15 protein-coding genes are annotated in these 13,789 nt (G+C 50.8%); 3 read left to right on the top strand and 12 right to left on the bottom strand.

Going from position 1 to position 13,789, the window contains the following annotated elements; genetic code table 11:
- Nucleotide 1 precedes the first annotated feature (1 nt).
- The 9 genes from era to rpoE all read right to left on the bottom strand — a co-directional run bounded on the left by era (nucleotide 2) and on the right by rpoE (nucleotide 8,698).
- Nucleotides 2-907: a GTPase Era gene (gene era, locus ACTS9Y_RS09655; RefSeq protein ID WP_442585721.1), complete on the bottom strand. Its 906-nt coding sequence runs from the start codon at nucleotides 905-907 to the stop codon at nucleotides 2-4.
- Complete coding sequence (gene rnc, locus ACTS9Y_RS09650) at nucleotides 904-1,575, bottom strand: ribonuclease III (RefSeq protein ID WP_442585720.1); 672 nt, start codon at nucleotides 1,573-1,575, stop codon at nucleotides 904-906. The genes era and rnc overlap by 4 nt, the downstream gene beginning before the upstream one ends.
- Nucleotides 1,576-1,580: 5 nt before the next feature.
- The gene (locus ACTS9Y_RS09645) at nucleotides 1,581-1,946 is read right to left on the bottom strand and encodes a DUF4845 domain-containing protein (RefSeq protein WP_442585719.1); all 366 of its coding nucleotides are present in this window, start codon (nucleotides 1,944-1,946) and stop codon (nucleotides 1,581-1,583) included.
- A 47-nt stretch (nucleotides 1,947-1,993) separates the two neighbouring features.
- On the bottom strand, nucleotides 1,994-2,809 hold the full coding sequence (gene lepB, locus ACTS9Y_RS09640; RefSeq protein WP_442585718.1) for a signal peptidase I: 816 nt from the start codon (nucleotides 2,807-2,809) through the stop codon (nucleotides 1,994-1,996).
- A 78-nt stretch (nucleotides 2,810-2,887) separates the two neighbouring features.
- A complete protein-coding gene (gene lepA, locus ACTS9Y_RS09635; protein ID WP_442585717.1) occupies nucleotides 2,888-4,681 on the bottom strand; it encodes a translation elongation factor 4 in 1,794 nt (597 codons plus the stop codon).
- A gap of 138 nt (nucleotides 4,682-4,819) precedes the next feature.
- Nucleotides 4,820-6,244, bottom strand: a complete 1,425-nt coding sequence (locus tag ACTS9Y_RS09630) for a DegQ family serine endoprotease (RefSeq protein WP_442585716.1) — start codon at nucleotides 6,242-6,244, stop codon at nucleotides 4,820-4,822.
- 292 nt (nucleotides 6,245-6,536) lie between these two features.
- A complete protein-coding gene (locus ACTS9Y_RS09625) occupies nucleotides 6,537-7,490 on the bottom strand; it encodes a MucB/RseB C-terminal domain-containing protein (protein WP_442585715.1) in 954 nt (317 codons plus the stop codon).
- Nucleotides 7,491-7,507: 17 nt separating this feature from the next.
- Nucleotides 7,508-7,969 carry a sigma-E factor negative regulatory protein gene (locus ACTS9Y_RS09620; RefSeq protein WP_442585714.1) on the bottom strand — a complete coding sequence of 154 codons (462 nt, stop codon included), beginning with the start codon at nucleotides 7,967-7,969 and terminating at the stop codon, nucleotides 7,508-7,510.
- A gap of 99 nt (nucleotides 7,970-8,068) precedes the next feature.
- Nucleotides 8,069-8,698 carry an RNA polymerase sigma factor RpoE gene (gene rpoE, locus ACTS9Y_RS09615; protein WP_379057947.1) on the bottom strand — a complete coding sequence of 210 codons (630 nt, stop codon included), beginning with the start codon at nucleotides 8,696-8,698 and terminating at the stop codon, nucleotides 8,069-8,071.
- A 207-nt stretch (nucleotides 8,699-8,905) separates the two neighbouring features.
- Between rpoE and nadB the strand changes: the two genes are divergently transcribed.
- The 3 genes from nadB (at nucleotide 8,906) to ACTS9Y_RS09600 (ending at nucleotide 11,533) form a co-directional block, all read left to right on the top strand.
- Nucleotides 8,906-10,516, top strand: coding sequence for an L-aspartate oxidase (gene nadB / locus ACTS9Y_RS09610; RefSeq protein WP_442585713.1), 1,611 nt, complete (start codon nucleotides 8,906-8,908; stop codon nucleotides 10,514-10,516).
- Nucleotide 10,517: 1 nt separating this feature from the next.
- Nucleotides 10,518-10,991 (top strand): thermonuclease family protein, encoded by a 474-nt coding sequence (locus ACTS9Y_RS09605; protein WP_442585712.1) that lies wholly within the window; start codon nucleotides 10,518-10,520, stop codon nucleotides 10,989-10,991.
- Nucleotides 10,992-11,053: 62 nt separating this feature from the next.
- The gene (locus ACTS9Y_RS09600; RefSeq protein ID WP_325241464.1) at nucleotides 11,054-11,533 is read left to right on the top strand and encodes an FKBP-type peptidyl-prolyl cis-trans isomerase; all 480 of its coding nucleotides are present in this window, start codon (nucleotides 11,054-11,056) and stop codon (nucleotides 11,531-11,533) included.
- A 14-nt stretch (nucleotides 11,534-11,547) separates the two neighbouring features.
- On the opposite strand, the gene ACTS9Y_RS09595 is transcribed toward ACTS9Y_RS09600, so the two are convergent.
- The 3 genes from ACTS9Y_RS09595 to modA are packed head-to-tail and all read right to left on the bottom strand — an operon-like array spanning nucleotide 11,548 to nucleotide 13,715.
- A complete protein-coding gene (locus tag ACTS9Y_RS09595) occupies nucleotides 11,548-12,210 on the bottom strand; it encodes an ATP-binding cassette domain-containing protein (RefSeq protein WP_442585711.1) in 663 nt (220 codons plus the stop codon).
- Nucleotides 12,210-12,899 (bottom strand): molybdate ABC transporter permease subunit, encoded by a 690-nt coding sequence (modB, locus tag ACTS9Y_RS09590; protein WP_442585710.1) that lies wholly within the window; start codon nucleotides 12,897-12,899, stop codon nucleotides 12,210-12,212. Before modB ends, ACTS9Y_RS09595 begins: the two co-directional genes overlap by 1 nt.
- 21 nt (nucleotides 12,900-12,920) lie before the next feature.
- The gene (gene modA / locus ACTS9Y_RS09585; protein WP_442585709.1) at nucleotides 12,921-13,715 is read right to left on the bottom strand and encodes a molybdate ABC transporter substrate-binding protein; all 795 of its coding nucleotides are present in this window, start codon (nucleotides 13,713-13,715) and stop codon (nucleotides 12,921-12,923) included.
- Nucleotides 13,716-13,789: the final 74 nt, after the last annotated feature.

Raw genomic sequence — 13,789 nt, 5'->3', positions numbered from 1 at the left:
TCTAGAAACCCAAGCTTTTTAACGCCCGCTCGTCATCTGCCCAGCCACCTTTAACCTTGACCCAGGTTTCCAGGTAGACTTTGGAGCCGAACAGTTTTTCCATGTCCTGGCGTGCTTCGGTAGAGATTTGCTTGAGCTTCTCGCCACCCTTGCCAATGATCATCGGTTTCTGGCTATCTTTATCGACGATGATTACAGCAAAGATGCGCCGTAGTTTTTTAACAGTTTCAAACTTTTCAATTTCTACCGTCATCGAGTAAGGCAGCTCATCGCCAACCAACCTGAAGATTTTTTCGCGGATAAGCTCGGCGGCTAGAAAGCGTTCATTCTTATCTGTCAATTCATCCTCACCATAAACGGCTGGTTGCTCTGGTAAATGCTCACGCACTGCATCCAGCAACCCGTCCAGATTCTGGTTCTTTTTCGCACTGACCGGGATAATGCCGGCAAAATCAAACAGCAGATCAAAGTCCTGGATCAAGGGCAATAAATTACCTTTATCGCCCATCAGATCTGCCTTGTTAACGACCAGCAAAACAGGTTTATTTTTAGGCAGCAGTTTCAACACCAGTTCATCTGCTTCACCCAGTTTCATAGGCTCGATCACGAACAGGACGACATCGACTTCAGACAATACCTGCGTGACTGTTTTGTTCAGCGTTTTGTTCAGGGCGTTGATATGTTTTTGCTGAAAGCCAGGCGTATCCACAAACAGGAACTGGGTATCTTCAGTCGTATGTATACCCAGCAGACGGTGGCGGGTGGTCTGTGCCTTGCGCGAAGTAATGGCTAACTTCAGGCCCAGAATATGGTTAAGCAATGTCGATTTGCCTACATTGGGGCGACCGACGATGGCGACCGTGCCGCAACGAAAGTCTTCTGTAGGCTCAATATTTTGTTCTGTCATGATTGAATTTTTTCCATGGCGAGCTTGGCCGCCTGCTGTTCCGCCACGCGGCGGCTAGTGCCGGCACCGGTGGTGGTGAGTTTAAGTTTTTTGATAAAGCATTGCACGGTAAAGGTCTGTGCGTGCGCCTCGCCTTCGATAGTCACCACCTGGTATTCAGGCAGGTCCATCTTTTTGCTTTGCAGGTATTCCTGCAACTGGGATTTGGCGTCTTTATCAATCGCGTTCGGGTTGATAGTGGTCAGCGTTTCGCGATAGAGCAACGCGACCACTTGCTCGGCAGCGGCAAAGCCGCCATCCAGGTAGACTGCGCCTACAATGGCTTCCAGCGCATCTGCCAGAATGGAAGGCCTGCGCCAGCCTGCGCTTTTCAATTCGCCTTCGCCTAGCTTCAGCGCATCGCCAAGATTAAGCGTAATCGCTATTTCAGCCAGGCTAGCCTCTTTGACCAGTTTGGCACGTAAACGGCTGAGGTCTCCCTCGGGTAAATCAGGGAATAAGTTGAACAGCTGATGGGCAATGATAAAGTTGAGTACGCTATCGCCTAAAAATTCCAGCCGTTCATTATTATTGGCCGAAAAGCTGCGATGGGTGAGTGCTTGCTGCAGCAAGACTGGCTGCGTGAAGCTGTAACCAATACGGGTTTGTAATACCGGAAGCGCGCTCATCTCACCTACTGCGATGCCTTGCTGGTCGCATCAAAATCGATCAGCAAACTGATAGTATCTGTGAGCGGGATGGTTTTTTGATAGCGCACGGCCACCACGCCACCAACAACACTAAGATCGCGGCCTTGGACGGTTTTGATCATGTCGACGTGCATCTGACGGTCAAATGCAGTACGGATATCAGCGTCACTTTGCAGCATGGGGTCATGCGCAATACGATTGACTGTCGATTGAATGGAGAAATATTCCATATAGGAAGGCAGCGCTTTTAAAGCCACCATGCCAAAAATGCCGACCGCGGTTAATACCAGCAGGAAACCAAGTAAGCCGAGCCCATGTTGTGCGCGTGCTGAAATCCTAGAACATTTCATCTGCCATCTCCTCACAAATTGCGACTGCCAATACGGTAAACCCGCGCTTAGCCTATACTTTGCCCGATACGGCGCCACTGGTCAAAGTTAAACCAGATAAAGAACGCCCTGCCCACCAGGTGTTTCTCTGAGACAAAGCCCCAGACACGGCTATCCGAACTGTTATCGCGGTTATCACCCATGGCATAGTACTCACCTTCCGGCACAGTGATCACTTCGCCCTGCATCAGGCGATCACCCAGGCTGCCGGGGCTGTACTGGTTCATGATGTCGTGAATCAATACATCATGTTTGACGGTACCCAGCTGCTCACTCAAGCGCGACGCGGTGACATCTACGGCACGTGAACTGCCGCTCTCGTCATTCACATTCAAGGCATACTTGTATGGCTCAATGAAATCCAGGTTGATGATTTTATCGTTAATCGTCAGCTGTTTGTCACGGTATTGAATTTTGTCGCCTGGCAAACCAATGACGCGTTTGATGTAATCAATCGATGGGTCAGGCGGAAAATGAAACACGAACACATCGCCACGCTTAGGCTTGTCGACCGTATAGAATACGTTGTTCAGGATAGGCACACGCAGGCCATAAGTGAATTTATTGACTAGGATATAATCGCCAGCCAATAGCGTCGGCATCATGGAGCCGGAAGGAATCTTGAACGGTTCTACAATAAACGAGCGTACGGTAAACACCAGCAGGATGACAGGGAAAAAACTTTTACTGTATTCCACATACCACGGGTCTGGCACTTCACCCAAAGCACTATTCTGGCGTTGCTTGCGCAAAATCAGAATATCCAGCAACCAGATGGCACCGGATACCAGCAAAATCACTAACATAAAAATTGCAAAATACATGCTCGTTCCCTGTAGAAAGCGGGTTTTCCCGTTTTATTTAGCTTACTTTTATTCAGCCGGCTTTTATTTAGCCTACTTTTACTTATCTTCGACGCGCAGAATCGCCAGGAATGCTTCTTGTGGAATTTCCACATTACCGACCTGCTTCATGCGCTTTTTACCTTCTTTTTGTTTATCCAGCAACTTGCGTTTACGTGAGACATCACCACCATAACACTTAGCAATCACGTTTTTGCGCATGGCCTTGACCGTTTCGCGCGCAATGATATTGGCGCCAATCGCTGCCTGGATTGCGATATCAAACATCTGGCGCGGAATCAGTTCGCGCATTTTAGACACCAGCTCACGCCCGCGATATATGCTATTGGCACGGTGCACGATCAGGCTCAAGGCATCGACACGCTCACCGTTGACCATGATATCCAGTTTCACCAAGTCAGCAGCGCGGAACTCGAGAAACTCATAATCCATGGACGCATAACCCCTAGACACGGATTTCAGTTTATCAAAGAAATCGAGTACCACCTCGTTGAGTGGCATTTCGTAATTAAGCATGACCTGGCGGCCCATGTACTGCATATTGCGCTGGAGGCCACGCTTGTTATTACACAAGGTCATCACCGGGCCGACATAATCTTGCGGCATCAACAGATTGACCACAATCATAGGCTCGCGGATTTCTTCCACACGAGAAGGCTCAGGCAGGCGGGACGGGTTTTCAATCTGCACCACTTCACCGCTTTTCAGCAACAACTCGTAAATCACGGTCGGCGCAGTGGTGATCAGGTCCATATCGTACTCGCGCTCTAAACGCTCTTGTACGATCTCCATATGGAGCAGGCCTAAAAAGCCGCAACGGAAGCCAAAGCCCAGCGCAGTAGAATTTTCCGGCTCGAATTGCAGGCTGGAATCATTCAGCCTAAGTTTCTCCAGCGCGGTACGCAGGGCTTCAAACTGATTGGATTCAACCGGGTATAAACCGGCAAACACCTGTGGTTTGACTTCTTTAAAACCAGGCAATGGCGCACTGGCCTGCCTGCCAGCCAGCGTGACGGTATCGCCAACTTTAGCCGCTGCCAGCTCTTTAATACCGGCAATAATAAAACCTACTTCACCAGCGCTTAATTGCGGACGTTGCAGCGACTTGGGCGTAAACACACCGACTTGCTCGCATAAATATTCAGCACCGGTCGCCATCAGGCGAATTTTTTCTTTAGCACGCAAAACACCATCAATGACGCGCACCAGCATCACCACGCCAACATAATTATCAAACCAGGCATCAATCACTAGTGCTTTTAATGGCCCATCGATATCGCCTACCGGGGGCGGCACTTTGGCGACCACTTCTTCCAGCACGTCACGTACGCCCTCACCAGTTTTGGCTGAGCAACGCACCGCATCGGTGGCATCCACGCCAATCACATCTTCAATCTCTTGCGAGACGCGTGCAGGGTCGGCAGAAGGCAGGTCGATTTTATTGAGCACAGGCGTGACTTCAACGCCCAGCTCAATGGCTGTGTAACAGTTTGCCACGCTTTGCGCTTCAACCCCTTGTGAGGCATCCACTACCAGCAATGCACCTTCACAGGCAGACAATGAGCGGCTGACCTCATAGCTGAAGTCCACATGCCCAGGCGTATCAATCAGGTTGAGATAATAGGTTTCGCCATTATTGGCTTTGTATTGCAGGGCAGCAGTTTGTGCTTTGATCGTAATGCCACGCTCACGCTCGATATCCATGCTATCCAGCACCTGCGCTTCCATTTCGCGCGCCTCCAGGCCACCGCACACCTGAATGATGCGATCAGCCAGTGTCGATTTGCCATGGTCGATGTGGGCGATAATCGAGAAATTACGAATATTCTTCATGTTCAGCTATAGGTTGATTACAAGCAAGAAAGGCGCTTTACGCGCCTTTCCGAATTTGCTGGCATTTTACAGCAAACGCCTATTTATCAGGGATTTATTTTAAATCACGCTAGCTGCAGCGCGCTTTAAAACCGCCCTTTACTTGCTCACCTTGATTGGGACATACAAGGTATTTTCACCTCTGAGCACCAGTACAGCGACCGTTTTTCCGGCAGCGACAGCGTTGATCTGCTTATTAAACAACTCTACGCTTTGGGTTTCGCTATTGTTCAGCCCCAGGATCACATCCCCGCGGCGGATACCTGCCTGGGCAGCTGCGCCCACGCTTTCTGCCACCAGCAGGCCATTTTTGCCGTTCAGTTTTTTCTTTTGCTGCGGCGTCAGTTCGCGCAAAGTCAAACCAATCTTATTGGCTTCTGGCTTGGCAGGCTCTTTGCTCGAAGCCGGAGCATCTGCCTGCTCATTCGGCATTTCACCCACGCCGAGTTGCAAAGTTTTGCTGGCGCCTTTACGTACAATCTCTACCGCAACGACTTTGCCCGGCTTGATAGAAGCAACCACACGCGGCAAATCGGCGGAAGTCACAATTGGCTTGCCATCAAATTTGAGGATAATATCGCCTACTTCCAGGCCACCTTTGTCAGCCGGGCTGTTTTTCTCCACGCCGGCAATCAACGCGCCACTGGTTTGCTTGAGGCCGAATGAATCCGCCAGGTCTTTAGTCACTTCCTGGATACCGATCCCTAACCAGCCACGCGAAATGCGGCCCGTTGTCTTCAACTGGTTAGAGATTTCAATGGCAACATCAATCGGGATACTGAAAGACAAGCCCATGGAACCACCGCTTTTACTGTAGATCTGCGAGTTGACACCAACCACTTCACCACGCAGGTTGAACAGCGGGCCACCGGAGTTACCAGGGTTAATGGCAACATCGGTCTGGATAAACGGCACATAATTTTCCTGTGGCAACGCGCGGCCTTTAGCACTCACGATCCCGGCTGTCATGGTGTTTTCCAGGCCAAACGGGGAGCCGATTGCGGCCACCCATTCACCCACTTTCAATGCTGTCGGGTCACCGATCACAACCTTGGGCAAGCCAGTTGCCTCAATTTTAATCAGCGCTACATCGGTACGTTTATCTGCACCAATGATTTTCGCCTTGAATTCGCGCTTGTCAGACAGTTTGACCAGCACTTCATCCGCCTCACTCACCACATGCGCATTGGTCAAAATAAAACCATCGCTACTGATGATAAAGCCTGAACCCAATGACTGTGTTTTGTAATCCTGCCCACCCTCTTGTCCTGGCATGCCGGGCATTCCCGGAATGCCGAAACGGCGCAACAACTCTTGCAGGTTTTCATCATTAGGCATGCCGGGGAAACCCATCCCGCCACCACCGTGCACGACTGAAGTGATGCTGATATTGACGACGGTTGGTCCTTGTTTTTCTGCCAGCTCAGTAAAGTCAGGCAAATCCTTGGCCTGCACTGGCATGACAAACATACTTAATGACACAGTGCATGCGAGCAGCACGCCAGAAATTAATTGCTTCATCATGATTTTTCCTATTATTTAATCAATTCAAAACTTCAATCTTTAAAGATTTATTCAAAGCGCAAGAACATTTCAACTGCCTTCACACTTTGAACATTGTTAAAACACTTTCTTCACATGGTGCCTGTTAAGGCAAATACAAGGGGCTGAATTCACTGCCAAAAACACACTATTCCAGACGCAATCAGGGTATTCAAAATTCATTACAGAAAGTTGTCATAAATGAAAAAGTCAGGGATTGAAGTAACTGGTGAAGTGCATGGCGCATGCATTGAGGCAGAAATTGGTGGATTTATTATTTTTTAAAAGTAACCTGCTGCGCAATCTGCTCAACGGTGAGTGCAGGCACTTCGCCGACCACCACTAGCTGGTAGCCATTTAACACATGGGCATAGACATTGGTAGAACCCATGGTTTTTTTACCAATGCGGGGCTGCATGCCTTTAATCACGGGCTCGACAAACAGGGACACCGAAGCCAGACCATCAGAAAAAATCAATTGCTGCACCGGCACCGCCCTGCCAGGTACGCGCAGGCGAATCTGATCTACTTTTTTGTAACCAGCAGGCAGGTTAGCGATCACCAGATTATTTTCGACGTGGGTCAGATCGGTGGTGTCATCCATCACATAAGGTTTGGAAGCGTCAATCTTGGGCTGGAACCAATCCAGGTCTTTGGTCTGCAACATGGAAACTTGGTTAAAACCAATTTGCTCCAGCGTATGGCCTTGCGTATCCAGCATACTCATTTTAAGCAGCAAGCCATATTCGCTATCAGACCACACGCGGTACTGGTAACGCAGATTGTCATTCGGGATCATATCGATCACTTGCGCCAATCGCCCGGCGATGCGCTCCTGACCGATAAATTTCAGCTTGTAGTTTTGCTTGAGGGGTTGCAGCTGGGTGGGCAACATGGCCGGGAACAGGTTCTGGCCACGGCGTTTTTCGATCACGACTTTGTCATTTTTAGCATTGAAAATGACGATATCATCACCTTCGCTAAACACTTCACGCGGACGGCCATCCAATACGACATTGCGGGTGAATTCACGCCCGGCTTCATTGATATGGGTAATTTGAACGGAGCGAATAATCGCTCCGTTGTGATAGATGAATAAGCCCTGGTAATTCAGCTCCCTGGCGGCAGAAGCGGTTTTCTGCATGGTGGGCCATAAATCTTCTTCCGCCCATGCCTGCTGGCAGAGCACACACGCGAACAGCACACCAATTACAGACTGCACAGACATACCAATCACAGTTAAATTTATTCGCCAGCGTTGTAGGTTACATTGTGGATGTAGTAAGTCGCACTATTAGGGGAATAGTTGTGATGCGCCATGACATACTGGTCAGTTTCGCTATCAGCAATCTGCACCGTTTCAACCGCAGTTGGCTGATTGAGCACAAACATGCCTACAAAAAAAGCAGCTGCTACAGATGCCGCGATGGACCAGATGTATTTGCTCGGTCGCGGGCGTATTTGTGTCACCTTAGGTTGAGCAGTCACTTGCGGCGCCAGTACCACAGGTTCATCGTTCAACGCAGCCATGATGCGGCTGGTCATATCGGGCTGCACCCAATGTTCTTCACGGATCACATCACGGATGATGTGATAATCCTGCCAGGCCTGCGCTACTTCGCCGGTAGATTTTGCCGCGAGAAAGATATGTTCACAGCGCTCAAGATCGGCTTCGCCGTCAATTAAAGCGGACAATTGCTGCTTCATAATAACCCCAAATCAATCAATGTTTTTATGTTAGCACTTAACAAATTATTTGTCATAACACCTATATTTAAATAAATAATTGCATCAAAATGGACTGGATTACCAACGCTTGTGCTGCGGTGTATCCAACAATGGTCTCAGTTTTGCAGCAATGGTTTCGCGTGCACGGAAAATACGTGAGCGCACAGTACCAATCGGACATTGCATGACCGTGGCAATGTCTTCATAACTCAAGCCTTCCAGTTCACGCAGGGTAATCGCCGTACGTAATTCTTCTGGCAATGCGCCAATCGCATCGTTCACTGTTTGTGCGATTTCTTTTGTCATCAGCGAGGTTTCAGGCGTCTCCATCGTACGCATGTCCTGGCCTTCATCAAAGTTCTCGACGTCTTCGATTTCAACGTCCTGCATCACTTGTGGCTTACGCCCCATAGAGACCAGGTAATTTTTAGCAGTGTTAATACCTATCCGATACAACCAGGTATAGAAAGCACTGTCACCCCTAAAGCTATGCAAAGCGCGATAGGCTTTGATAAAGGATTCCTGCACCACATCCTCGACTTCGGCCTGGTCACGGATCATACGCGACAATAGACGCCCAAGCTTGCGGTTGTATTTCTCGACCAGCAATCCGAATGCGCGTTTATCGCCCTGCTGGGCACGTTCAACCAGCAACTGGTCGAACTCTCTATTCTCTATCTGTTTGGCGTTTGCCGCCTGAACAGTCATATCGCGATGACTCCCTTGGGTAATTTTCTGATTGGGAGTAGTATACGCTTTTGTATTGTTTTCGACGAACCCGGTGCGTGTTAACGCCTCTAATTTTGTTGTGTTTAACATCGTCTCATCCCTTATTTTTGCCTGCCAATGCAACATGCAATACAGACATCTGTCCGACACCGCTTTATCTGCAAAGTTCCCACGACTTAACAACATATGAATAAAGTCTTTGATGTCCTGATCATTGGCAGTGGGTTGGCGGGGCAATCCCTCGCTTTGCGGCTGGCTGACAATTACCGCATCTGCATCCTGAGTAAACGCGAATTATCCATGAGCGCCAGCAACTGGGCACAGGGCGGTATCGCAGCAGTGCATAATAGTGAAGACTCCATAGAAGCACATATACAGGACACCCTGGATGCGGGCGCCGGCTTATGCGATAGCGAAGTCACACGCATGGTGGTCAACAATGGCCGCGCCAGCATCGAATGGCTGTTGCAGCAAGGCGTTAATTTCACACGCGAAGCAGAGGATGACCGCCTGCACCTGACGCGTGAGGGCGGCCACAGCCACAGGCGCGTTGTGCATGTGGCCGATGCCACCGGCCAGGCCGTGCAGACCACGCTGACTGACCGTGTGCGCGAGCATCCGAACATCACCATTCTTGAACACCACATTGCGGTGGACCTGATCACCACGCACAAACTGTTTCAGCAGACCGCCAGCGACGGCCCTAACCGCTGCCTGGGGGCTTATGTGTTAAATAGCCAGACCGGCCACGTGACAACACTGTCGGCACAATACACCGTGATGGCGACTGGCGGCGCAGGTAAGGTTTACCTTTACACGACCAACCCTGACATCAGCACCGGTGACGGCATTGCCATGGCCTGGCGGGCCGGTTGCCGGGTCGCCAATATGGAGTTTGTGCAGTTTCACCCGACCTGCCTGTACCACCCGCATGCAAAATCTTTCCTGATTTCAGAAGTCCTGCGTGGCGAAGGCGGTTTGCTGACGCTACCGGACGGCACCCGCTTTATGCATTTGCATGATGAGCGGGCTGAGCTGGCGCCCCGCGATGTGGTGGCACGGGCGATCGACTTTGAAATGAAAAAACGCGGGCTGGATTGTGTCTACCTGGATATCAGCCATAAACCGCTAGATTTTATCCAGTCGCACTTCCCCAATATCTATAAACGTTGTTTGCAATTAGGTATAGATATCAGCAAGCAGCCGATTCCTGTGGTGCCTGCCGCGCATTACACCTGCGGCGGCGTGATGACAGATATGCATGGACGCACTGACATTGATTGCCTGTATGCCATCGGTGAGACTGCCTGTACTGGCTTGCACGGCGCCAACCGCCTGGCCAGCAACTCCCTGCTGGAATGCCTGGCCTTTAGTCAGAGCTGCGCAGAAGATATCCAGGCCTCTGGCCAGCAACCGACCATTTCACTGCCAGATTGGGATGAAAGCCGCGTCACCGATGCCGATGAAGAAGTGCTGATCACCCATACCTGGGATGAGTTGCGCCGGTTTATGTGGAACTACGTCGGCATTGTGCGCACCAATAAAAGACTGAGCCGCGCATTGCACCGCATCCATATGCTGCGTGATGAAGTACATGAGTTTTACAGCAACTTTAAGGTCAGCCATGACCTGATCGAATTGCGTAATTTGTTGCAGGTGGCAGAACTGATCGTGCGCTGCGCGATCGAGCGCGAAGAAAGCCGCGGGCTGCATTACAGCAAAGACTATCCGGAGTTATTGCCGGAAGCAATCCCCACCGTTCTAACCCCAGAAAACTACACCAGCCTGCTCGATTAACATGCCCGCACGTTTACTGTTCTGCCTGTTATGCATCATCAGTACAGGCAGCCATGCCGAGCCGCAGCTGCAAAAAGTCATTGATGGTGATACCGTGATCATCCGTGACAACGGCACCACTTATCGCCTGCGCCTGCTGGATATCGACGCCCCTGAATCGCAACAAACCTATGGCAAACAGGCAAAACGTAGCCTGATGGCCCTTTGCAGCGGCAAGATTGCAGTACAACTGGCCGGGACGGACCTTTATGGACGCACACTGGGCCACCTCGCCTGCAACAACATGGATGCCAGCCAATATCAGGTCGCCCAGGGCATGGCCTGGTTCAACAGCCGCTACTCCACACGCGCAGAATTAGCGTCATTGCAACTCCAGGCACAACAACAGGCATTGGGCCTGTGGCAACAGCCTGACCCTACACCACCCTGGGTTTGGCGCAAGCATTTTGGGCAACATTATCGACAGCGAGAATGACCATATCCCGCCAATATCCTTTAGAATAATGCTTTATTACCGAACAACTTAGGACATTTCACATGCAAGTAGCAATGAACACCGTAGTCAGCATGACTTACAAACTACAAAACACCGATGGCGAAACACTGGAGGAAAGCCAGCAACCGGTCGCTTACCTGCATGGCGGTTACGACAATATTTTCCCTAAAGTTGAAGAAGCCATGCATGGCAAAAACGTCGGTGATGTGATTGAAGTGAGCCTGGACCCGGAAGATGGTTTCGGAGAATATGATGATGGCCTGGTGCAAATCGAACAAGCCAGCGCTTTCCCGGCTGAAGAATTAAAAGTCGGTATGCAATTTGAAGGTGAAGACGAAACCGGCGACGTGATCTTGTATACCATCACTGATATCGCCGATGGCAAAGTCGTGGTGGATGGCAACCATCCATGGGCTGGTCAACGCCTGCTGTTTACTGCAACGATTAAAGATGTGCGTACAGCCAACAAAGAAGAAATCGAGCACCAGCATGTACATGGTGCCGGTGGTCATCACCACTAAGCATTAAACAGACTTTAAACCGGCTGGCGCAATTGCCCTTGCGCCAGTTGTAACACCTCATCGGCGATTTCCGCCACCTCTTCACGCACATGGCTGACATATAAAGTTGGCAGGCCAAATGTGGTGATCACTTTCCGGATATAAGGCAGCACTTGCTGCTTCAGCGCTTCATCCAGCCCACTTAATGGTTCATCCATCAACAATACGGCGGGCTGGCTAAGCAGAGCGCGACCTATAGCGACCCTTTGTTTTTCACCACCGGATAGCTGGCTGGGCTTGCGTTGTAGCAAAGCACCGATATCCAGCACGCCGACCACTTCTTGCTGTGAAATAGAAACTGACCCTTTGGGCATGCCATAGACCAGATTCTGTTGCACATTCATATGCGGGAATAGCCGTCCATCCTGAAACACGATACCCACTTGCCGCTGCCATGGTGGCAGCTGAATGCCCTGGTTTGAGTCAAACCAGATATGCTGATGACTTTGAATCACGCCAGCAGCAGGCATTAACAGCCCGACCAGGCTATGCAACAAGGTCGTCTTACCGGAACCTGAGGCGCCCATGATGCCCAGGCAATGGCCAGGTTTCAAATCAAACCGGGCTTGCAAGGCAAATGCAGGTGCGGTTGCCACCACGGCATAAGGCTGTTTGATCTGGATATCGACTTGCAGCATCAGCGCTGGCTCCTGATCAGCCGTCTTTCCAGCCATTGGCTGGCAAGCAAGGCAAACACGGACACCAGCACACTGAGGATCACCAGCCTGAGTGCGGCGGCGTCGCCTTCCGGTGTTTGAGTCAGGCTGTAGATAGCCAGCGGCAAGGTGCGGGTTTCGCCTTCGAGGTTACCAGCAAAGGTGATAGTGGCACCAAACTCGCCCAGGCTGCGGCTAAATGCCAGAATCGCGCCAGTCAGCAAGCCGTGATAGGACAAAGGCAGTGTGATGGTAAAAAATACTTTGACTGGCGAAGCGCCCAGCGTTTGCGCAGCCTGTTCCAACAACGGGTTCACCTGATACAAAGCCTGGCGGATTGCACGCACCATTAACGGAAACGCCATCACTGCCGAGGCAATCACGGCGCCCCACCAGTGGAAAGTGAACTGGATCTGGAAGTGCTCATATAACCAGGCCCCTATCCAGCCCCTACGCCCAAGCAGCACCAGCAACATATAGCCCAGCACCACCGGCGGCAACACCATGGGCAAATGCACCAGCGCATCCAGCAGTGACTGTCCCCAGAAACGTTTTTTGACTAACAACCAGGCCATCAGCATGGCTGGGATAAGCAAAATAAGTACGCAAAAAGCAGCCACTTTCAGCGAAAGCAGCACGATGGCGAGTTCGGCAGGTGACAACGTCCACATAGGGATTACGACAGCAACAGTTTAATCAAGTGGTTTGAACCCATAGGTGGCGAGTAGCTTTTTGGCTTCAGGTGTTTGCAGATACTGATAAAACGCAGTGGTGGCCGAGGAAGCCTGTGGCAACACTGCCATAGGATATACGATAGGCACATGACTGTTTTCCGCAAACTCGCCAGCCAGCTTCACCTTGCTGGAAGATTGCGCGTCACTGGCATACACAATACCGACATCACATTCATCGCGCTCGACCAGATTCAAGGTGGCGCGCACATCCTGCGTGCTGACCAGACGGCCCTTGAGTTTTTCCCACCAGCCCAGACTGGTCAGCGACTGTTTGGCATAAATGCCGACCGGCACCGACAGCGTGTCACCCGTGCACCAGTAGCCAGGCGCTTGCTGGTTCACATCAGCAGCGGCCTCAGTCTTGATGTTCAATGGTTTTGCCAATGGTGTGATCAGCACAAGGCGATTAGTCAGCCAGGGTTTGATGGTGGCGGTTTGCACCAATTGCTTGTCTTTCAGGTATTGCATCCACTTTTCATCGGCAGAAATAAACAAGTCTCCTGGTGCGCCTTGCTCCAGTTGCTTGGCCAACGTGCCAGAGCCACCATAGACCGGCACGATTTGCACGCCGGCTTGCTGGCTGTATTGCTTAGCCAGTACATTCATCACGTCAGTCAGGCTGGCGGCGGCAAATACCTTGACCTTGCCTTCTTCCGCTTGCGCCAATCCACTGATCAGGCACAGGCTGACCAACACGCCCAGATAAGATAATTTGCCTGCACCAGCCAGGTGCAGCCCACCCCATTTTTTCATGTTTGCATTCCATTCAATTGATTAAGCACCGACGTCTGACAACACATCGTCAAAAACAATGATGCTACCATCGT

It is taken from the genome of Methylophilus sp. (assembly GCF_052173275.1).
Taxonomy (GTDB): Bacteria; Pseudomonadota; Gammaproteobacteria; order Burkholderiales; family Methylophilaceae; genus Methylophilus.
Note: the sequence above shows the minus strand (reverse complement) of the source record. Positions and strands in the feature narration are given on the sequence as shown.